The 19989-nt window shown below is 53.1% G+C and carries 17 protein-coding genes and 1 tRNA gene; 2 read left to right on the top strand and 16 right to left on the bottom strand.

Annotation, left to right across the window (positions count from 1 at the left end; translation table 11 throughout):
- Positions 1-49: 49 nt before the first annotated feature.
- From FLZ89_RS14830 to FLZ89_RS14820, 3 genes are all read right to left on the bottom strand, one after another.
- Positions 50-2779: a UPF0182 family membrane protein gene (locus FLZ89_RS14830; protein ID WP_141305210.1), complete on the bottom strand. Its 2730-nt coding sequence runs from the start codon at positions 2777-2779 to the stop codon at positions 50-52.
- 112 nt (positions 2780-2891) lie between these two features.
- Positions 2892-3821 carry a D-alanine--D-alanine ligase gene (locus FLZ89_RS14825; protein ID WP_141264425.1) on the bottom strand — a complete coding sequence of 310 codons (930 nt, stop codon included), beginning with the start codon at positions 3819-3821 and terminating at the stop codon, positions 2892-2894.
- Entirely contained in the window at positions 3818-4666 is an 849-nt protein-coding gene (locus FLZ89_RS14820) for a PHP domain-containing protein (RefSeq protein ID WP_141264426.1), read from the bottom strand. Before FLZ89_RS14820 ends, FLZ89_RS14825 begins: the two co-directional genes overlap by 4 nt.
- Positions 4667-4788: 122 nt before the next feature.
- Here FLZ89_RS14820 and FLZ89_RS14815 point away from each other — a divergent pair.
- Positions 4789-4864: transfer RNA gene (locus tag FLZ89_RS14815), tRNA-Trp, on the top strand.
- Positions 4865-4936: 72 nt separating this feature from the next.
- Here the strand turns inward: FLZ89_RS14815 and FLZ89_RS14810 are convergent.
- From FLZ89_RS14810 to fusA, 5 genes are all read right to left on the bottom strand, one after another.
- Positions 4937-5329: a triphosphoribosyl-dephospho-CoA synthase gene (locus FLZ89_RS14810; protein ID WP_256369525.1), complete on the bottom strand. Its 393-nt coding sequence runs from the start codon at positions 5327-5329 to the stop codon at positions 4937-4939.
- 364 nt (positions 5330-5693) lie between these two features.
- Positions 5694-7013 carry a 2-hydroxycarboxylate transporter family protein gene (locus FLZ89_RS14805; RefSeq protein WP_141264428.1) on the bottom strand — a complete coding sequence of 440 codons (1320 nt, stop codon included), beginning with the start codon at positions 7011-7013 and terminating at the stop codon, positions 5694-5696.
- 201 nt (positions 7014-7214) lie between these two features.
- Complete coding sequence (locus FLZ89_RS14800; protein WP_141264429.1) at positions 7215-7922, bottom strand: response regulator; 708 nt, start codon at positions 7920-7922, stop codon at positions 7215-7217.
- Complete coding sequence (locus FLZ89_RS14795; protein ID WP_141264430.1) at positions 7922-9520, bottom strand: ATP-binding protein; 1599 nt, start codon at positions 9518-9520, stop codon at positions 7922-7924. Before FLZ89_RS14795 ends, FLZ89_RS14800 begins: the two co-directional genes overlap by 1 nt.
- 206 nt (positions 9521-9726) lie before the next feature.
- Entirely contained in the window at positions 9727-11772 is a 2046-nt protein-coding gene (gene fusA / locus FLZ89_RS14790) for an elongation factor G (protein WP_141305209.1), read from the bottom strand.
- A 184-nt stretch (positions 11773-11956) separates the two neighbouring features.
- Here fusA and FLZ89_RS14785 point away from each other — a divergent pair, with 184 nt between their 5' ends.
- Positions 11957-13498: a putative polysaccharide biosynthesis protein gene (locus tag FLZ89_RS14785; RefSeq protein ID WP_141264432.1), complete on the top strand. Its 1542-nt coding sequence runs from the start codon at positions 11957-11959 to the stop codon at positions 13496-13498.
- Here the strand turns inward: FLZ89_RS14785 and surE are convergent.
- From surE to FLZ89_RS14745, 8 genes are all read right to left on the bottom strand, one after another.
- Positions 13459-14241 (bottom strand): 5'/3'-nucleotidase SurE, encoded by a 783-nt coding sequence (surE, locus tag FLZ89_RS14780; protein ID WP_141264433.1) that lies wholly within the window; start codon positions 14239-14241, stop codon positions 13459-13461. The two genes, FLZ89_RS14785 and surE, sit on opposite strands and share 40 nt — an antisense overlap.
- Positions 14242-14243: 2 nt before the next feature.
- Positions 14244-14399 (bottom strand): YpmA family protein, encoded by a 156-nt coding sequence (locus FLZ89_RS14775; protein WP_141264434.1) that lies wholly within the window; start codon positions 14397-14399, stop codon positions 14244-14246.
- Positions 14359-15315, bottom strand: coding sequence for a tetratricopeptide repeat protein (locus FLZ89_RS14770; protein WP_141305208.1), 957 nt, complete (start codon positions 15313-15315; stop codon positions 14359-14361). The genes FLZ89_RS14775 and FLZ89_RS14770 overlap by 41 nt, the downstream gene beginning before the upstream one ends.
- Before the next feature lie 89 nt (positions 15316-15404).
- On the bottom strand, positions 15405-15872 hold the full coding sequence (locus FLZ89_RS14765; RefSeq protein ID WP_141264436.1) for a Fur family transcriptional regulator: 468 nt from the start codon (positions 15870-15872) through the stop codon (positions 15405-15407).
- Between the two features lie 19 nt (positions 15873-15891).
- The gene (locus FLZ89_RS14760; RefSeq protein WP_141305207.1) at positions 15892-16857 is read right to left on the bottom strand and encodes a hypothetical protein; all 966 of its coding nucleotides are present in this window, start codon (positions 16855-16857) and stop codon (positions 15892-15894) included.
- Between the two features lie 17 nt (positions 16858-16874).
- Positions 16875-17837 (bottom strand): acyl-CoA dehydratase activase, encoded by a 963-nt coding sequence (locus FLZ89_RS14755; RefSeq protein ID WP_141305206.1) that lies wholly within the window; start codon positions 17835-17837, stop codon positions 16875-16877.
- Positions 17812-18924 carry a 2-hydroxyacyl-CoA dehydratase gene (locus FLZ89_RS14750; RefSeq protein WP_141264439.1) on the bottom strand — a complete coding sequence of 371 codons (1113 nt, stop codon included), beginning with the start codon at positions 18922-18924 and terminating at the stop codon, positions 17812-17814. The genes FLZ89_RS14755 and FLZ89_RS14750 overlap by 26 nt, the downstream gene beginning before the upstream one ends.
- A complete protein-coding gene (locus FLZ89_RS14745; RefSeq protein WP_141264440.1) occupies positions 18921-19907 on the bottom strand; it encodes an acyl-CoA dehydratase activase-related protein in 987 nt (328 codons plus the stop codon). Before FLZ89_RS14745 ends, FLZ89_RS14750 begins: the two co-directional genes overlap by 4 nt.
- Positions 19908-19989: the final 82 nt, after the last annotated feature.

The following is a 19989-nucleotide window of genomic DNA, read 5'->3' as shown; positions in this document are numbered from 1 at the left end:
ACTAATACATTTCCACAAGATGGCCCTTTTTCCTCCTGGCAGCAGATTATCAGCGGTAATTTTGTTGCATCTCCTGGAGAATCTGTCCCAGTTTCTTCATGTTTTCGCCATAACCGGCCCAGTCGCCCAGTTTCAGTTTTTCCTGAGCCTCACTGTAAAGGCGGTTGGCTTCCTGGATGGAAGTTGCTAAATTGCTAGTTGTAAGCGACCCGGAAGGAGGTGCCGTTGTTGCCGGTGGCGGGGTAACAGCTGTCCGGTCACCGAAAATGGCCTTCAGGGCACCGGCCAGGGTGTCGGCCATGACTATTTTCTCCCCGTAAGCAACTACCACCTGGCGGAGTTCCGGCAACTTGCTCTCCTGGGCCTGGAGGAAAATTGGTTCCACATAGAGCAATGCTTCTTTAATGGGTAGAACCAGGAGATTACCGCGGATAACCCGGGAACCGTGCTGGTCCCAGAGGGTAAGTTGCTGGGAGATGGCGGGTTCCTGGTCAATACGAGCTTCAATTTGCATGGGACCATAAATGGAACGATTTTTAGGGAACGTATAAAGTAGGAGCTGGCCGTAGTGGGGGCCGTCATTGCGGGCCGCCAGCCAGGCCACCATATTAACCCTGCGCGCCGGGGTGAAGGGCAGCATCAATATATATTCCTCTTCCTGTTCGCCGGGCAGGCGCAGCAAGGTATAATAGGGTTCCATAGCTCGGCGCTGGTCGCCCACCATTTCCTCGGCGATGCTCCAGGCATCTTCCTTGTTATAGAAAAGCATGGTGTTTTCCATGTGGTAGCTGGCCAGCATCCTGGCCTGGATGGCCAGCAGTTCTGCAGGATAACGCAGGTGTTGGCGCAGTTCGGACGGCATGGCCTCCAGAGGTTTGAAGAGGCCGGGGAAAATTTTGGCCAGGGTCTGGCTTAAAGGCTCATGGGGATCAATAAGGTAATAGTCGACCGTACCGTTATAAGCATCAACTACCACCTTTACCGCATTGCGGATGTAATTAAAACCCTCGTCGACTGGTTCGGAATAGGGGTACATATTGGTTAAAGTATAGGCGTCAAGCAGCCAGTACAGCCGCCCGCCGGCGACCACCAGGTAAGGATCGGCGTCATACCGCAAGTAAGGCATAATCTTGCGGACCCGTTCCTGGATATTGCGGTAGTAGAGGATTTTGCTTTCGGGCGTCAATTCCCTGCTCATCAATAACCGGTAGTCATTAAAGCGGAAGGCAAAGATGAGACGCCGCCAGTAGTTATTGAGGGCCACTCCCCCCTTCCCCGCATATCGGGTTTCGACGAAGTTATCACCCTCACTGGAGGGATAATCGAACTCAGCCGCCCTGCCGCCAGTAATAACGTAATCACCGGTTAACTCACCGTAATAGATGCGGGGTTCGTTCAGCTGGATTCCGGCACTGCTGCGGAAGGGTAAATCGCCGGCAATAAATTCGGGCTGGCCTCCCGGCGTAACGGTGCTGGCCAGATTCATAGCCAGGCCGTATCCGTGAGTATAACGCATTCTTTCGTTGATCCAGGTCCTGGCACGGTCGGGTAGTTTATTCTGGTCCAGCTCACGGGCTGAAAGCATGACCTGGCGCAGGCTGTTTCCCAAGGTATAACGGTCGACGTCGATGTCCTTAAAGCTATAGTAGGAGCGGATTTCCTGGAGCTGGCTGTAGGTTTGCTGCAGGGGCCGGTAATCCCACAGGCGGATATTATCCAGGGTAATCTTCTCCTGTTCCAGGTCGGCCGGGGTAAGATTATTACGGGCCGGGAATTCCCGGACGGCTATTTTATCTAAACCAAAGGCGCGGCGGGTAAAGTCGATATTAAAACGCAGGTAGGGTTCTTCCCGGGCAAACTCATTGGGCTCTACCTGGAATTTCTGTACTGCCAGGGGTAGAATAACTACCAGCAAGGCATAAGCAGCAATGAAAGCCAAGACACTTATGCCTACCAGCTTGAGATTGCGGCGGAAGGCATTGAGGAAGATAATCAAGGCACAGGCTACGGCTACGCCGGCCAGGATGTTATACCCCGGTAGCAGGGCGTGGATATCTGTATAACTGGCGCCAAAGGCTACACCCCGGGGTGAACGGACCAGATCAAAGGCCCGCAGGCGGAAACCCCAGGCCTGGACCAGGAAGAAGAGGGCCACCAGAGTGGAAAAATGAACCTGGGGACGGGCAAAGCGACCCTTTCTAAAGCCCAGGAGTTCCCCGGGATTAAAAAGCAGGTAGAAAAAGCCGGTAACCAGGGCGGCTCCTACCAGGGCCGTGACTATAAGGATATAGAGAAAATTGTAAAACGGTAATTTGAAGACGTAAAAGCCAATATCTCTGGCGAATAAGGGATCAGTAAACCCAAAGTTAGTTGCCTGCAGGTATTGCCGGACAACCAGCCATTTACCAGCTGCCAGGGGACTGAAAAGCAAGGCGCCGGCAAGGCTGATCATGAGGAAAAGGATGGTCAACCGCCGCCGGGTAACGAAACGGTCAACCAGGTACTCTTTTAAGCTCCAGCTTTCCCGGCTGGGGGAAGGAGATAAATTTAGTCCTCTGTAGGTAAATAGCAAGTTGAAGTAAAAGAAAAGGAAGAAAAAGGATAGGACTCCCAGCCGCAGGCTCCAGTCGGATAAAAGCCTGGTGATGAGGACCTGGCGGTAGCCGACTTCGCCAAACCAGTACCAGTCAGCCAGGAAACGGGAACCCAGGAAGGCAATACCCAGCCCGCCAAAGATGAAGATTAATAGGATTACCCGTATGCGGTTCAGGATGCTCATAATTAAAAACCTCCTGCAGAGGGGTTACAGTAATACTTCGCCAGTCGGGGTGGCCTTTCCTTCCGGTTAAAAGAAAAAGCCCCGTGGTACCGGGGCTGCCTCCTTACACTTCTCAAGCTTCCAGGGCCAGTTCGACTATTTTTTGCACCAGGGTCGGGAAGTCCAGCCCGGCAGCCCGGGCAGCGTCGGGAACCAGGCTGGTGGCCGTCATCCCCGGCACGCTGTTGACTTCGATGACCTGGGGAGACTGCCCTCCGGCCACAATCATATCCACCCGGGCAAAGCCGCGGCAGCCCAGGAGGATATAAGCCTGGCGGGCCAGGGAGGCGGCTGCGGCCAGGACGGCCTCCGGCAGCCGGGGTGGGATAATATGATCACTTAAACCCGGAGTATATTTAGCCGTATAATCATAAAAGCCGGTATGGGAAACAATTTCAATAAGAGGCAGGACCAGGGGATCGCTATTGCCCAGGACGGCGGCCGTTATTTCCGGGCCGGGAAGAAAAGCCTCGGCCATAAAGCACGGATCATACTTTAAGGCGCCTTCAATGGCGGTAGCTAGCTCTCCTTCCTCCCTGACGATAAAGGTGCCGATTGTAGAACCCTGGGTCGGGGCTTTAATGACCACCGGTAAACCCAGGTCCTTTAAAATGCGTTTCTTTACCTCTTCGCAGCCGGATGCATACTGGGCGGCAGTCCAGTTTAAAAAATCCGGTGTGGGCAGGCCGGCCTGGCGTAAGATGCGTTTGGTCATGATTTTATCCATAGTAATAGCGCTGGCCAGGACGCGACTGCCCGTATAGGGGATGCCCAGAATCTCCAGCAAACCCTGAACGGAACCGTCTTCTCCCGGCTTGCCGTGCAGGGCGTTGAACACAACATCGGGAGCAAAAGCCTTTAGTTTAGCAACTACTTCCTCATCCAGGTCGATTTTTTTAACCTCGTGCCCCAGTCCTTCCAGGGCTGCGGCAACAGCGGCCCCGCTCTTTAAGGAAATTTCCCTTTCGGAAGAAGGGCCTCCCATTAAGACGGCGATTTTCATATTTTTACAGGTGCCTCCTTAAAATCCTTTAGCCTTTTAACCATCCTGGCGGAAATACCCATAGAGCCCATTTCTACTGGCGTATAAATACCGTGGAAATCGGTGCCACCGGTAATGAGAAGCCGCCGTTCCAGGGCCAGCCGGTAGAAATAACGGATAGCGGCTCTTCCTTTATCCCCTAGATAATAATAAAATACCTCCAGGCCGTCAATGTCCTCTTCCAGGATGAGATTTAACAGCCCGTCGTCTCTGATCAGGCCGGGATGGGCCAGCACGGCAATCCCTTTGGCGGCGTGAATCAAGGCGATTGCTCGAGGCAAGGGGTTACCTTCATAGGGGATGTAGGCCAGGCCCCCGGGGGATAAATAACGCCGCAAAAATTCGATTGTCTGGGCAGGTTCCCGGATATAACCAGCCTGCCGTAAAAGTTGCAGGATGTGGTTTTTTCCCAAGACCCCGCCAGGGGGTATTAGCTTTAAGGCCTGTTCCCAGCTAATATTAAAACCAAGGGCTTGCAGGCGCTGGATAATTTTGCGGGCAAGGAAATTTCGTTCCCGGCAGATTGTTTGTAAAGCGGAGATTAGTACGGGAGAATAGGGATCAAAGTTATAACCAAGGAGATGGATTTCGTGACCTTTAAAACTTGTAACCATTTCAATCCCAGGCAGGAGATCCAGTTCGAGTTCCCGGGCATAATTGCGAGTCTGGTAATAACCGGCAAGGCTTTCATGATCGGTAAAGCTAAGGGTCTTGAGACCGATTTTTTTTGCCTGTTCCAGGACTGCAGCCGGCGTTAGGCTTCCGTCCGAAGCCAGGGTGTGAATGTGGAGATCAGCGTATACCAAGGGCAACACCTCGAAAAGTTGACATTATATCTATATTCGGCTTATAAAAAAAGAAACCTGCCTGGTGGTAAAAATGTTATCCTTGACTGGCGGGCGGAAAGGGGGTATAATAAAATTGCTGTAGGGGTGTAGCTCAATTGGTAGAGTAGCGGTCTCCAAAACCGTTGGTTGCGGGTTCGAGTCCTGCCACCCCTGCCAACCAGATATATCAAAATTTATGGCCTCTAAAGGACCAGTTGGTGACCATGGTTCTTAGGAGGCCATATTATTTTAATTCTCTATCCTTCTCCCTGCCTTAAGGTGCCGGATGATAAGACCTGTTAGCGGGGTTTCTCCTGTCAAGCGGGTCGGAGCTATGCCACGCGCCCACTGCATGATTAATTTTCTTCCCCGGGTATTCGCAGCGCCCGTAAAATGTGCAATCAAATCGTTGATTTGGGTATTGCCTTGCCTTCCCAGTAAACAGCCGGCAACCCCGGCAGCCAGGCCGAGGAGAAACAGCAGCCGCCGGTGAGTGTTCACCCCGCCGGTGCTTCCAAACATCTTTTGCTCGAAGTTATAGCCTACCATCCTCGCCCTGGCAAGGACTGTATGCCCAGACCTATAGCTGCCAAGGTGCCGAAGGCCTGGGAAAGGACCGCAAAACTGGCGAGAAAGGTCCAATAGTTCATATTGCGGTCGATTCCCGGGCCTTTCTTGGGCTTACAAAACCGGAAGCAGACCGCATGGCAGCTTTAAATAGCATACCGGTCGTGCACTTTTCCCCGTTCTCGAAGGCTGCCTCGTCCGCGCTTGCGTTAAATGACACGAAAACCTTAGGATCGTAACTCTCGACGAGCTCGAAAACCGCGTTCTTTTATATCTTTTAGACTGGTCAATACGCCTGGTCTTAAACTCCGTACCGGGGGAGCGGCTTTTCTTCCCACCGGTGTTCGAGCAAAGGCGCCTTGAAACAGTAAACGGTTACCTGATACCTCATCCGGTATGAACCTTCCTAAATAGAATTCTCAACCCAGAAGACTTTACCTTATATTTTACTGAGGATGTTAATCAACAAACCGCCAATTATAAGCATAATGGCACCACCGATCCGCGAAGAGATCTGCGCGAATGGCATTATCTCCATCCGTCGGGCAGCGCTCAGGATAGCCACATCTCCCGTTCCACCCATGTTAGCCATACACAACCCGGCGGTTATCGAGGACTCGATCTCGTAGAATCCGACGAGTTTTCCGGCATACCAGGTGCCAATGATAGCTCCCAGGACGGTTATACCTACTAACAAGAGATAAGCAGGCGTGAAGGCCTTAATGATATCGGCCAGGCTGGTGTACTTGACCCCAATGCCCACCAGCAGGACCCCGGTAAAGTTACTCATCACGAATTGGAACCAATAGTACGCGGCCGCCTCATATTGATGGGGGATCAACCCCAAAGCCTTCACCACCGCTACAGCAATGATCATCCACGCGAAGGCGTGGATTGAAGGGAAGAGCATCCCAAAGAATTGGCCTATGACAAAGAAGGTACCCGCCAATAACAAACCGGTGCCTAGCATCTCAAGCTTAAGGGCCGGTTTTTCGTCGGCCTTGATAATGGAATCGTCCGCCACCTTCATGAGCTGGCCATTACCCGTGTACTGGGGTTTGACCCGTCCCAGACGGTCGAGCAGGCCCGCGAATATAATCGCAAGGGCATTACCCAGGGCCACTGCTGGGATCATCATCGATAGGAGCTTGGCAGCATCCCCACCGGATGCGCCGGCGTAGATCTTAGAAAGGGGCACTGCTCCGGCGCCCATTCCGCCGCCCATTATAGGAATGCCTATGAACAAGATGGCCTCCCGCCAGCCGTAACCGGTAACGGCACCCACTATGCCCACCAGACCCAACGCGGCAACGACGCCGGCCAGGATAGCAGGAATGTAGCGGGCAAAGGCCTTCACCAGCAGTTTTCTGTTCATGCCAAGGATGGAACCGGTTATGAGGGAGGCAATATACCACTCCAGGAAACCCCAATCCTGCATAAAGTTGCCGATTAGGTCAGTGAGGGGTTTAGGTAAGATTTTAAAATGTACCAGAGCAGCGGTCCCGAAGATGATGACTATGGGGCCGCCCCCTAAGTAGGTGTTTATAATCGGGAAGCGGTTGCCCACCTCGTTAAAAATCGCCCCGAGGACAGCCATAAAGGCAAACGCACCAATGAGGTTAAGGGGAAGCAAAGTCTTCTTACCGAAAGTCCATAGCCCCGACATAAGGACGATAGCAGCAGCGATAGTAAAGTAATACCATGGCAGACCCAGAATAGTGAATGTGGCAACCTGTTTCCGTTCTTGGACTATCGCCATCGAAACCTCTTCCTCCTGCAGACAGAGTAATGTTGGTTTTTTAGAAAATATGAAAACTATATTCGTTCTCCCCTTTTTTCCACCTCCTTTTGAAGAAGTATAGCTCTGGGAAACAAAAATATTTTAAATAAATTATAAGCTCCTCCGCGCCGGCGGAGAAGCTTATTGGTCATATCGGTATTTTTGTTCATTTTGTTCGTCTTACTGTCTATTCTCGCCACTACCCTCGTTCCAGCGGTAGCGGTTCAGGGGCCTCCCTACGCTGCCGTATTCAGGTTCTGCAATCACGAGACCGAGGCCCAGCAGGTATTCCAAATAACGGCGGGCGGTGATGCGAGAAAGCCCTGCCATTTCAGCCACTTCCCGCGCGGATAAGGAGGATGGCGACCGGGACTTTAGTACCTGAATTACCAAATCCAGGGTCTTATCCTGCAGGCCTTTAGGAAGGTCCGGCCTGTTGGCTTCTGGTCTGGTCTCCAAGATCCGGTCCAGGTCTTCTTGTTTCAGCTCATTTGTCTTTAACTGCATTAACTGTCGGCAGCGGTTACGGTAGCGCTCCAATGCCTGCCGCAACCGCTCAAACCTGAATGGTTTAATAAGATAATCGACGGCGCCAAGCCACAAAGCTTCCTGCACTGTACTTGCTTCCTGGGCGGCTGTAACCACGATAACGTCTACAGGGACGGTAAGCTGGCGGAGCTGGCGTAGAAGGGTAAGCCCGTCTATCTCGGGCATAAAGATATCCAGTATAACTAGCTGCGCCCCGGTGTTCTGCACCCCTTCTAAGGCCGATTGACCGTCCTGGGCCGCACCTACCACCTGGAAACCCGGTACCGACTCTATGAACCGCCTGTGGATCTCCAGCACCATTGGATCATCCTCGACAATAAAGACGCCCACCGCCGTCATCAGTCTTCCACCCTTTCAGGCCAGGGTATGCGCACGCTGAACAGGGCTCCCCCCAAGGGTGATTGTCCCACCGTTATACTCCCGCCTAGATTCTTCACCAGCCTCTCCACCAGGGCCAGGCCGATACCCCGGCCGTTGCTCTTAGTAGAGAAACCGTTTCTAAATATTTCTCGGCGCAGCGAGGGCGGGACACCGGAACCGGAATCGGCCACGAGGATCTCTAGCTGCTCGGGGGAACTCTCTAACAAAACCTCTATACGCCTCCGGTCGGCCGGTAAAGTCAACACCGCTTCAAAGGCGTTCTCTATAAGGTTGGCCACAATAGTACAGATGTCGTTCTGGTCTATGTCCGGCGGAAGCCAGTCCACCCGGGTATTAGGCAGCACGACAAACTTTATCCCCAGCTCTCGCGCCCTGCCGCTTTTACCCAGCAACAATGCGGTAAGGGTCTCAGCCTTGATCCTCCGGTTGAGAAACAGGAGTAAATCCTGTTGGGGGTCTATTGCCTCCATGATATAGTTCAACGCCCTCTCATGGTCTCCGAGCTGCAGGAAGCCAGCAATGGTATGGAGCTTGTTGCGAAACTCGTGGGCCTGTGTACGGAGGGCTTCCGCGTAGCGCCGGACACCGCTTAGTTCATCGGCCATTTGTTTCACCTCAGTCCTATCGCGGAAGCTGGCCACAGCTCCGACTAACTCATCCTTCACCTTAATGGGCACTACGTTGCTCACGATCACCCCGAAGTTCGTCAACTGCTCCCGGTTTAGCTCGGCCAGCCCCGTCTTGAGCACCGCCAGCAACCTGGCGCCCGGTATAACCTTTTCTACGTTGCGGCCGATTACTTCGGGGTCGCAGCGCAGGATGCGCCGCGCATTATCGTTGACAAAGGTTATCCGGCCCTCTTTGTCTACCGTGACTAAGCCTTCGTGCAGGGAGGTCAAAATGGCTTCTCTTTCCTTCAAAAGTTTTGCTATTTCCGAAGGCTCCATGTTAAACATAATGGCCTTTATCCTTCTCACCACAAAATAGGAGCCTAAAACCGCAGCCAAAATCCCTACCACTAAGGCAAGGTAGACTTGCTTTAGTACCTTGCCTATCTGGAATTTTACGTCCTGGGCGAGAAATCCTACCAGAACGGCACCGACCTGCTGCCCCCTGTAATCATATACAGGGGCAAAACCTCGGACCGAAGTGCCCAAGGTACCCACGGCTACCGATACATACTCTTTACCCTGTAAGGCAGGACCTTCATCCCCGCCAACTACATGCTTGCCTATCCTTTCAGGAACCGGGTGAGAGTAGCGGATACCCTTATTGTCGAAGGTCACGATGAACTCGGCGCCCGTAGCCCGGCGGATGTCTTCCATCACTGGTTGGATGAATATGCTGCCGGAGGGCTGACCCAAATACCGCCGCAACACATCATGGCGGGCGACGGCGCGGGCCAGGTTCAGCGCTTGTCGCCCCACCCTTTCCTCAAGTTCGATCTTAACGGCCCTATTGACGATTAACCCGACCAGACCAAAGGCAAGCAATAAAACAGCCAGTAGCAGGGATAAGACCTGCCCTTGGAGGGTTGACGGTCTAAGGCGGCGCATGGGGATAAATCTCCTACCCTTATCCACAGATGGTGTCAGCCAGATGACTATTTATTATCGTTTTTCCGCGCAATTAGTCCAACTTAGAGGTATCAGGGAGGGTTAAATTATGCTTAACCCGCAATCCCTCCCTAATTTCTCCCCTTTTCCTCGCTTTTGTAAACGAGAAATCAGAGCCCCCTCCTGATGAGGGGGCTACAAGGTGCCTACTCTTCCTTTTCTCGCCTGGCTTCCTGGATAATCTTTTCGGCAATATTGGCCGGGACTTCTTCGTACTGGGCAAAATCCATTTTAAAGTGGCCGCGGCCCTGGGTGATAGACTTCAAGTTGATAGCGTAACGGTACATTTCTGCCAGGGGTACCTGGGCGCGGATTACCTGGTTTTTGCCCTTCGGCTCCATTCCAAGAATTCGTCCCCGGCGGCTATTTAAATCGCCCATGATGTCACCCATGAACTGTTCGGGCACGGTAATTTCAACGTTCATGATAGGCTCCAGCAGTACCGGCTTGGCCTGTTCGACGGCCTTGCGGAATGCTATCCCGGCGGCAATCTTAAAGGCCATTTCCGAGGAGTCGACCGTATGGTATGAACCGTCGGCCAGGTTGACCTTAATATTGGTAACCGGGTAGCCGGCCAGGATCCCTTCCTGCATGGCTTCCCTGATGCCCTTCTCTACGGCTGGGATATACTGCCGTGGCACGGCACCGCCGAAGATGGTTTCGGTAAACTCAAATTCCTTGTCGGGCAGGGGGGCCATGTCGATAAAGACATGCCCGTACTGGCCGTGACCGCCCGTTTGTTTCTTGTGCTTGCCTTCCACCCTGGTAACACTGGTGCGAATGGTTTCCCGGTAGGGTACCCTGGGTGTGCTCATTTCCACTTCGACACCGAATTTCCGCTGCAGGCGCTCCAATGTAATGTCCAGGTGGGACTCGCCCATACCGGTGAGAATGGTTTCCCTGGTCTCTGTATTTTTGCTCAGGCGCAGGGTCGGGTCTTCTTCCAGTAGCCTTGCCAGGGCATTGCTGAGCTTATCTTCGTCACCTTTACTTTTAGGTCTGATGGCTACAGGAAGGGTTGGTTCGGGGAAGTTGATTCCTTCCAGTTGGACCGGGTCGGCTTTGGCGCTGAGGGTATCACCGGTAGTAGTTACCTGTAATTTGGCAACGGCCCCCATGTCCCCCGGCCGCATTTCGGTCACGGCTACCTGGTTTTTGCCCTGGAGGGCAAAAAGTTGGCCGATTTTTTCTTCGCTTTCCCGGTTGGCGTTGTAAACACTGGAATCAGATTTCAGGATACCACTGTAAACCCGGAACATACTTAACCTGCCGACATAGGGATCGGCCAGGGTTTTAAATACCAGGGCGGCCAGGCTTTCCTTTTCCAGTTCGGCCGCTGTTTTACCGGCCACGTCTACGGGCGAAGGTAAATAGTCCACAATATAGTCTAGCAAGGGTTTAACCCCCATATTTTTCAGGGCTGAACCGCACAGGACCGGGACCACTTTTCCTTCGGCAATGGCTTTTTTAAGACCCAGGCGCACCTCATCCGGCGTAAGTTCCTCGCCTTCCAGGTATTTCATTAAAAGTTCGTCATCGCCTTCGGCCGCAGCCTCGACCAGGGCTTCCCGTAAAGAAGCAACTTCGTCGGCGTATTCCGCCGGGACGGGGCCCTCTTTTTCATTGCCGTTATCGTTATAGGTGTAGGCCTTTTGATTTAGAATATCGATGACACCGCTAAAAGTTTCGGCGGCTCCTATGGGTAGCTGGACGGGGACAATACGACCGCTCAAACGTTCCCGCATGGATTCTACGGCCTTCTGGAAATTGGCGTTTTCCCGGTCCATTTTATTAACATAGGCCAGCCGCGGCAGGTGACGGGCCTCGGCTTCTTCCCAGACAACCTCCGTCTGCACTTCCACGCCCGCTACGGCGCTGACAACTACCAGCACACTATCAACTACCCGTAAGGCACTTACCACATCGCCAAAGAAATCGCTGTAACCCGGCGTATCGAGGATATTTATCTTATGATCCTGCCACTCGGCAAAAGCGAGGGAGGTATTAATGGTTACCTTGCGTTTGATTTCTTCCGGGTGGTAGTCGGTTACGGTGTTGCCCTCGTCCACCCGGCCCAAACGCTTGGTGGCCCCGGTATTATACAGCAGTGCTTCCGTGAGGCTCGTTTTGCCGGCGCCGCCATGGGCTACAATGCCAACGTTGCGGATATTGGTACTGGGGTAAACCTTCATTAAATTAAGCCCTCCTCATCCTTCTGCTGTTAACGAAAACTTAACAAGGTATATATTAGCCTTCCTTTTGTAAAAATCCTCTTTTTCTACTCAAATATTTTTACGATAGGCAGTTTCTACTTTTCCCCACTTCTGGTTCTTCTAAACATTTACCGGCTGGCATAAGTTTAGATGGGGTGAAAGTATGCGTGCATCTATCTGGCAGGGTGCTGCTATTCTCATGCTGGCCAGCCTATTAAACAGGATCGTCAGTTTTGCCTATCGCATCCTGGTGGTACGTTATATTGGTGCCGAAGGAATGGGCCTTTATGAAATGGTTTTTCCCTTCTATAGCCTGGTTTTAATGATCGCTACGGCCGGTGTGCCGGTGGCCCTGGCCAAGTTAGTAGCGGAACGAGTAGCCCTCCAGGCCTGGGGAAAGGTACGCAGTGTTTTCCGTCTCTCTTTATATTTTTTAACCGGTAGCGGGCTCATAGCAGCCTTAACTTTATGGTCCCTGGCTCCTTATCTAACTGGCAGGTTCTTCGCCGATACCCGGGTTTACCCGGCTTTTATGGTTATGTTGCTGGCCCTCCCTGTGGTCTGTACTTGTTCGGCCTTTCGTGGCTATTTCCAGGGATTGCAACTGATGCAGCCGGTGGCCCTGGCCCAGGTAAGTGAACAGGTGGTCCGCGTGGGTGCTGGTCTTTTCTTTGGCCTCCATTTTCTTCCCTACGGGGTGGCCATGGCTGCCGCCGGCTTGGCTATGGGTATGGTCCTGGGGGAACTGGCAGGGCTGGTTATAAGTATCGTTATTTTCTGGCAGGCGCTTTCCTACTATGAAGTTGCTCCCTACCAGGAAGGTTCAATGCAGGCCGATATCTTACCCCTGGCCCGCCTGTCCTTGCCAGTCATGCTGGCCCGGGCAGCCGGCGGGTTGATGTTAACCATGGAGGCCCTGCTGATCCCCCGCCAGCTGCAGCGTTGGGGAGTAAGTGTAGTGGAAGCAACGACAATTTATGGCCAGTATGCCGGCATCGCCCTGACCCTGGTTTACCTCCCTATGGTTATTACGGTGGCAGTTGCTATAGCTATGGTCCCGGCCATTGCTGAAGCCCAGGCCATTAAGGATTATGATCTTTTATCTAAACGCTGCCGGCAGGCTTTAAAACTTACGGTTTTAAGCGGTTTACCCTTTGCGGTCATCTTTTATCTCCTGGCTACACCACTTTGTGACCTCATTTTCTCTACCCCGGCAGCCGGGGTGGCCTTGAAAATGCTTGCCTGGGGCAGCGTTTTTATCTACCTCGAGCAAACTACCGTCGGCATCCTCAACGGCCTGGGGGCTATGCCCATCGTCCTCAGGACGACCGTTACCGGCGGGATTATTGATATTCTGGGAATTTATTTCTTTACTCCCTTGTTGGGGATTACCGGAGCTGCCCTGGGAGTGAACCTGGGTAGCGGGGTGACGGCTATTTTAAATCTCCTGGCTCTGTCCAGGTATACCCCTTTACGCCTGGATCTCCGGACATTTGTTTACTGGCCCCTGGTGGCCTCCTGCGGGCTGGTCCTGGTTACTTCCTTTATCTGGACGGTTCTCGCTGCTGTACCGGCAACCTGGCGTCTTATCCAGGCTATTGCCGGCGGCGGCTTGATCTATCTCTTAATCCTCCTTGCTTCTGGCGTGATTAACCCCACCCACCTTTATTTATTACCGTGGCCCGGCCACAAGCCTGGTAGATAGCTGCTTAATTCTTCCTGGAAGGCGTAATGGGTTAAATCTAGCTGCAGGGGTGTCAGGGAAATCAAGCCGCAACTCAAGGCACCGATATCGGTATCGGGACCCTGGTCAAGGTCCTCTTTCTCACCGGCCAACCAGTAGTAAGCCCGCCCGCGGGGATCTTTCCGGCTGCTGACGGTATTGACGTAACGCCGCCGGCCCAGGCGGGTGATGGCTATCCCCTTTATTTCAGCCTCAGGCAGGTGGGGAATATTCACGTTCAACAAAGTACCCTGCGGCAGCCCCCGCTTCAGTATTTCCCGGGCCAGACGAGCCGTGAAACTGGCGGCAAAGGTGAAATCAAACTCCTCTTCCCCTACCAGGGATACCGCCAGGGATGGAAGGCCGTTGATACAGCCTTCAATGGCTCCCGAAACGGTACCAGAATAAAGGACATCAGTACCCAGGTTTTCACCGCGGTTAATGCCGGAGACAACCAGGGCCGGTGGTTCCTCCAGGAGGGCATCCAGGGCCAGTTTAACGCAATCGGCAGGAGTGCCGTTAATGGCCAGACCCTTGCCGATGGGCTCTTCCCACGGAACTTCGGTAACCCGTAACGGTTTATGCATGGTTATACCGTGACCTATGGCGCTGCGTTCTTTTTCGGGGGCTACGACTACCACTCTGCCGATGGCCGTCAGGGCCAGGCTCAGGGCTTTGATACCAGGTGCATGGATACCGTCGTCGTTAGTTACCAGGATTAGCAATGTTACACCTCGTAAATGGACAGGGTCATGGTATGCCCATCTGTATCTTGGGACAGGCCGAACATCAGGTTATAATCCTTCAGGGTTTTATTTAATAAGTCAACAATTTTATATAATTCATCGTTGCTGGTAAAACTCTTGCTGACTAGCAGGCGCATGCAGGCCCATTCTCTCCTTTCTTTCTTCTTTACTGGCGGGAGTCAATCCCCAGGCCCGGTTGTAACATCCGGCGGCAGTTTCAGGCTCACCCATGGCCTCAAACAGGATGCCCAACAGTTGCCACCCATCGCTATGCCTGGGGTCAAGGCGCAACAATTCTTCTAGGACTTCCCGGGCTTCCTCTAACCGGCGTAGCTTGATCAAGCAGGCGGCATAATTTCGCCTAACCTGCAGGTCGCCCGGCTGGAGGGCCAGGGCCCGGGCATAGAGAGGGGCAGCCAGGTAATATTTACCAAGAGCTTCCAGACAAATGGCGGCATTATTGAGGACGGAGAAGTCCGCCGGTAACAGGCGCAGGGCCATTTCCAGGCATTCAATTGCTTCCAGCCAGCGCCGTCCCTGGGCCAGGGCAGCCGCCAGGTTGGCGATAACTTCCCCCTGTCGCGGGGCCAGGGCCAGGGACTGGTGATAAAAGTTGATGGCTTCTTCAGTACGGTTGAGCTGGGCCAAGCAGACACCTATGTTATTCAGTAGTTCGGCATCCCTGGCACCATACTGGCTGGCCCGCTGAAAATACCGGTAGGCCTCCTGCCATTGCCCCAGGCACTGGTAACAGAGCCCGGTATTAATTAAAATGTCCGCATCCTTGGGAGCAAGTTTCAGGGCTTTCTGGTAACAGGCCAGGGCTTCCTTGGCTTTTCCCATTTTAAAAAGACAATAACCCAGGTTGTTCCACCCGGCAGCGTACCGCTTCCTGGTATGAAGGATAGATTGATAAAGCCGGGCCGCTTCTGGATAGCGCCCCTGTTCCAGCAGCCTCCAGGCCTGCTCTTCTTTACTTAATGTTTCTTTATTGGAGAGGGCAACTGGCTGCTGGTCTCGTCTGTAAGCTGGATTTTGGACAGGACTGGACACTGTGCATCGCTCCTTTTCATATCCATCCTGTCCTTAATTTTTCGTCCTCCTTCATACCATATCCTTCCATAAATACCAAAAATCGTACGTCAAATAACGTCGCTACTCGACTTCCCCCGGTCTTTGGCAGCGCATTCACGACAGTATCCGAAAAATTTTAGCTGGTGATCGGTAATATGGAAACCGGTCTGCCGGGTTAAAATTTTTTCCAGGGATTCCAGCAGGTCATCATCAAACTCCTGGACCCGGCCGCATTCCAAGCAGATCATGTGGTGATGGTAGTGGGTTTCGTGCTGGTCCAGTTCATACCGGGTACGGCCATCACCGAAATTGATTTTCTGCAAAATATCAAGTTCGGCCAAGAGATCAAGGGTGCGGTAAACGGTAGCCAGCCCAATATCGGGGTAGCGTTCCTTGACTATATTATATACCTCTTCGGCACTCAAATGCTCGGCCGCATTCTCCAGGAAGGCCTTGAGTATCACCTGGCGCTGGGGGGTTACCTTATAATCCAGCTGGTGGAGCTTTTGACATATGGCATTGAAAGTATTTTCCATAAGTAACACCTGCAATCCTTTAGTCCCTGGCAGTAAAGGTTTCCATAAATCCCAGTCCGGAAACTTCTTCTTCCGGCCGGGTGGCCAGCCTTAGTTGCCCTTTAAAGCGGCAGTAAAGACCTCGTACCCCCTTGGCGGTAACTAATCGCGGGCCTAAAGCTGTTGTTTCTTTAATATCCAGCCTGATGAGGGGTGTAGTACCGGCCTGCAAGGAAAGTTCAGCAGGATAGCTCAAGTTATCCTTAGTTAGCTGTTCAAAAACCTGCACTTCCAGGTTGCCGGTGGCAGCCAGGATTTCTTTATGGCGTGCCAGGTAAAGGGCCCTTACGTGTTTACCACTGTAGAGGAGGTTGCCCCAGAAGTCGGCCCACAGGAGGGTATAGGCATCGGTATAATAACGCCCCAGGAGGGCTCCTCCTAAGGTCTGCGGTAAAGGGAAATTATAACGCCGGTGCTCAATATATCCCTGGCCGCTAAAGCTCTCCTCTTGTCCTGCCAGGACTATCTTGCCACTGACACGGGCGCGAGGTACCGGAACGGTCCAGAACAGGTATTTATCACCCTTCTCGCCGTAGTTAATCCGGCCGTGGCCCGGTTGCCAGCCAGGCAATTGGGGTTCATACTCTAACTCCAGCCCCGGCTCTCCTGATCGCCATTCCAGGCGGAAAAAGTTTCCTTCCTGGTAGATATGATTACCAGCCATGCGGACATCGAGGCGATCGGTGGCGGCCGTAAAAGGGGCAGTGACTTCCCGGGTAATTATTTCCTTGCCCGGTCGGGCCAGTAGGAGACGAGCTTTTCCTTCTTCACCGCAGACGGTAAAGAAAACGTTCAGGTAGGTACCTTCACCGTTGCTGGCTTCCCAGAGCCAACTCTCTTCCTCACCGACCTGGCCCTGGTAAGCATTGTCGGCTGCCGCCAGGGGTTTACCTGGTAAAGCGTTAAACTCCGTATCCTCCCAGAAAGAAAAGGTACTTTCACGCAAGCCCCTCCACTCCTTTCCTATTCACCAAGGGTATCCCATTTGCCACAGCGGCTGCCCCAGCGGGCAACTATACTACCTTCTTCTTCTATATTAACAATTTCACACAGGTTTGAACACCCCTGGCAGGTAAAACTGTGGGCCCGGAATTCTTCTTCGGCTACTTCGAAACCTTTAAATTTAGTTTCCCGGTTATTGTTGACGTGATCTCGAGCCAGGAGGGCGGCGCCCAGGGCTCCCATAACGGCAAAGTGGCGGGGCACGATTATTTCCTGTCCCAGGGCTTTACTGAAGGCGGCCCGGATACCGGCGTTGGCCGCTACTCCCCCCTGGAAAACGATGGGGGCGAGTATCTCTTTGCCTTTGGCGACGTTATTTAAGTAGTTGCGGACCAGGGCCTCACACAGGCCGCCAATAATATCTTCTATATTGTGCCCCATTTGCTGTTTATGAATCATGTCGGATTCGGCAAACACTGTGCAGCGGCCGGCAATGCGTACAGGATGCCGGGCCTTTAAAGCCAGTTCGCCGAAGTTTTCAATGGGAATCCCTAAGCGGGCGGCCTGTTGATCCAGGAAAGAACCCGTCCCGGCGGCACAGACGGTGTTCATGGCAAAATCGATCACTACTCCCTGGCGGAGAATAATAATCTTGGAGTCCTGGCCGCCGATTTCCAGGATGGTTTGTACCTCCGGTACTTCCAGGCGGGCGGCCACAGCATGGGCTGTAATCTCGTTTTTAACAATATCAGCGCCGATAATGGCCCCCGCCAGATAACGGCCGCTGCCGGTGGTACCGGCCCCAGCGATGCTCACGTCTCCCGGCAGGGTGGCCTTCACCCGGCGAAGGCCCTCTTTCACGGCCTGGATAGGCTGGCCGTGGGTACGTATGTAAAGACTGCTTAATACTTCGCCTGCAGCGGTAATGACAACGACGTTGGTACTGACGGAACCGACATCAATACCCAGGTAACAGGACTGCATTACTCCTGGCCTCCATTTGCTCGCGCCGCTGGCGCAAAAGATCGACAAAGGCTTCCAGCCTGGTTTCCACTCCGGCCCGGCCGGTCTGTTCGTCAATAGTCAGGCTTAAGATGGGAATGCCAAAGTCCCGGCTGATTCGCGGCAAAATACTTTTGGCTACTATTTCCGGAATGCAGGTAAAGGGTGCCAGCTGGATGACACCGTCAAAACCATTCCGGGCGTAAAGGATGGTTTCGCCGACGCTATTCTGGCCGTGTCCCCCGACAAATTGATTTAGATAAGGGTGGGCCAGCTGGCGCACGTCCTGGGCACCGTGGGCCAGAACGTCGGTGGCCGTGTACTGGGTCAGGTAAATAGAGCGGTGGGTAATAACCCCCATCTCTCCCAGGGTTTTTTCTATATCCAGATTCATAAAGGGCTCCAGCAGGACGTAAATTTCCCCGACAATACCCACCTTGAGGGGACGGCGGCCGGTATCCCGGGGAATATTTTGTAAAAGCTGCCGACATTCTTCCCGGGCAGCAGCTATTTCCTTCCGGCTCCGGGCTTGTTCCACTATTTTGAGACAGCTGTGGAAGGTACGGGTAGTTTCCCCTTTTTTTAATTCATAGGGGCGGATGCTGGTGGCCAGCTGTTCCAGCTCATCCAGGAGCTTTAACTTGGCCCAGGCACGGCGAACGACTTCCACAAAGGCCAGCCAGGAAAGGCCGGCTGTTTTGAGTACGCGCCTTAATTTGATAAAAAATGGCCATAAACCCGTCAGGGGGGGATCAAAAACAAAGATATCAAAGTTAAACCCCAGGTTGCGTAAAATCCTTTCGTGCATCATGCCGTACAGGCCAGCGCGGCAGGGACCTACTCCCCCGGAGGTAATGATTATCTCCGCCCCCCGTTCCAGGACTTCCAGGTAGGTGCCCAGGACCATTTTAAAGGGGATACAGGCATATTCCGGGGCATACGTAACGCCCCGGTCCAGGGTGGCGGGGCTGGGGTTGGGCGGGACGACGGCTTCGAAGCCCATATCTTCCACCAGCTGTTTGAAACCCAGGTAGGAATATCCCATATGGGCAAAGGACACCTTTTTCACCTGTTCCCCCTCCTCTGGTGCAGCATATCGACAAAGGCCTCCAGTCGGGTGGTTATACCGGCATCACCCGTTTGCTCATCAATGCTTACAGACATAAAGGGTAGTTGTCCACGACTTAACTTCCGTATGTCCAGTTCCATAATCTTATCCACCATGGCATCGGGGCCGCAACCGAAGGCAGTGACGTGAATGATGCCGTCTATATTTCCCTGGTGGAGATAATGATAGGTTGCTCCAAGAACCAGGTTGGAATAATGCCAGAAAAGGCGCTTGGGAAGGCGGCTGCTCAACCGGTAAAGCCTGGCCGGGTGGACCATTTCCATGGTCCAGACGTTCACGCCCATCTTTTTTAACTTGCCAATGATATCCAGGCTGATATATTGATCGTAAACCTGGTAGGGATAGCCCAGGACGGCCAGGTTCAATTTTCCCGGTTCCCTGATTGGAGCTTCAGCTGCCTCGCCCCGTAGTTTGGCCATGGCCTGCAGGGGCAGGTAACCTGCCAGGAGCAATTTCTGGTAGGCATGCTGGTGGTGCCTTCCTTCCAGGTAGGCAGACCATGCCTGCCGCAGGCTAAAACCCAGCAGTTCGGCCAGGCCCCGGCAGGTCGGCCATAAACCCCATAGGCCCCGGCCCGCATCGACCTGGAGATCGATGATGGGGGGCAGGTGGGGCAGGCTAGCACGCACCATATCCGGTAAACCTAAAAATTTGGGACAAAAAGTGGCGCGCTTACTTATCCTTACCATGCGCGGGATAAAAATGGCATCTACCTTATCTTTAAGGGTCAAGACGTGACCGTGGTAGAGTTTAATAGGAATGCAGGCATCGGCTACTGCTTCGCGGGAGCCGTCATCCAGGATAGCCTTGGTAGTAAGGGGTGACGTGACAATTTCGATTCCCAAACGGTTAAAAAAGGCTAGCCAGAAGGGAAAATGGCTGTAATACATCAAGGCTGTCGGGAAGCCAATATGTAACGCCAAAGAATTCTTCCTCCTGTTGAACTGTCCTACCTAGATTTCGACGTTCATTAAAAAAAACCTTCTGGGATTATAAAGAAGCAGG

Origin of the sequence: Moorella sp. E306M (genome assembly GCF_006538385.1) — a bacterium.
Taxonomy (GTDB): domain Bacteria; phylum Bacillota; class DSM-521; order Neomoorellales; family Neomoorellaceae; genus Neomoorella.
The sequence above is the reverse complement of the archived record's forward strand: the minus strand, read 5'-3'. Positions and strand labels throughout refer to the sequence as shown.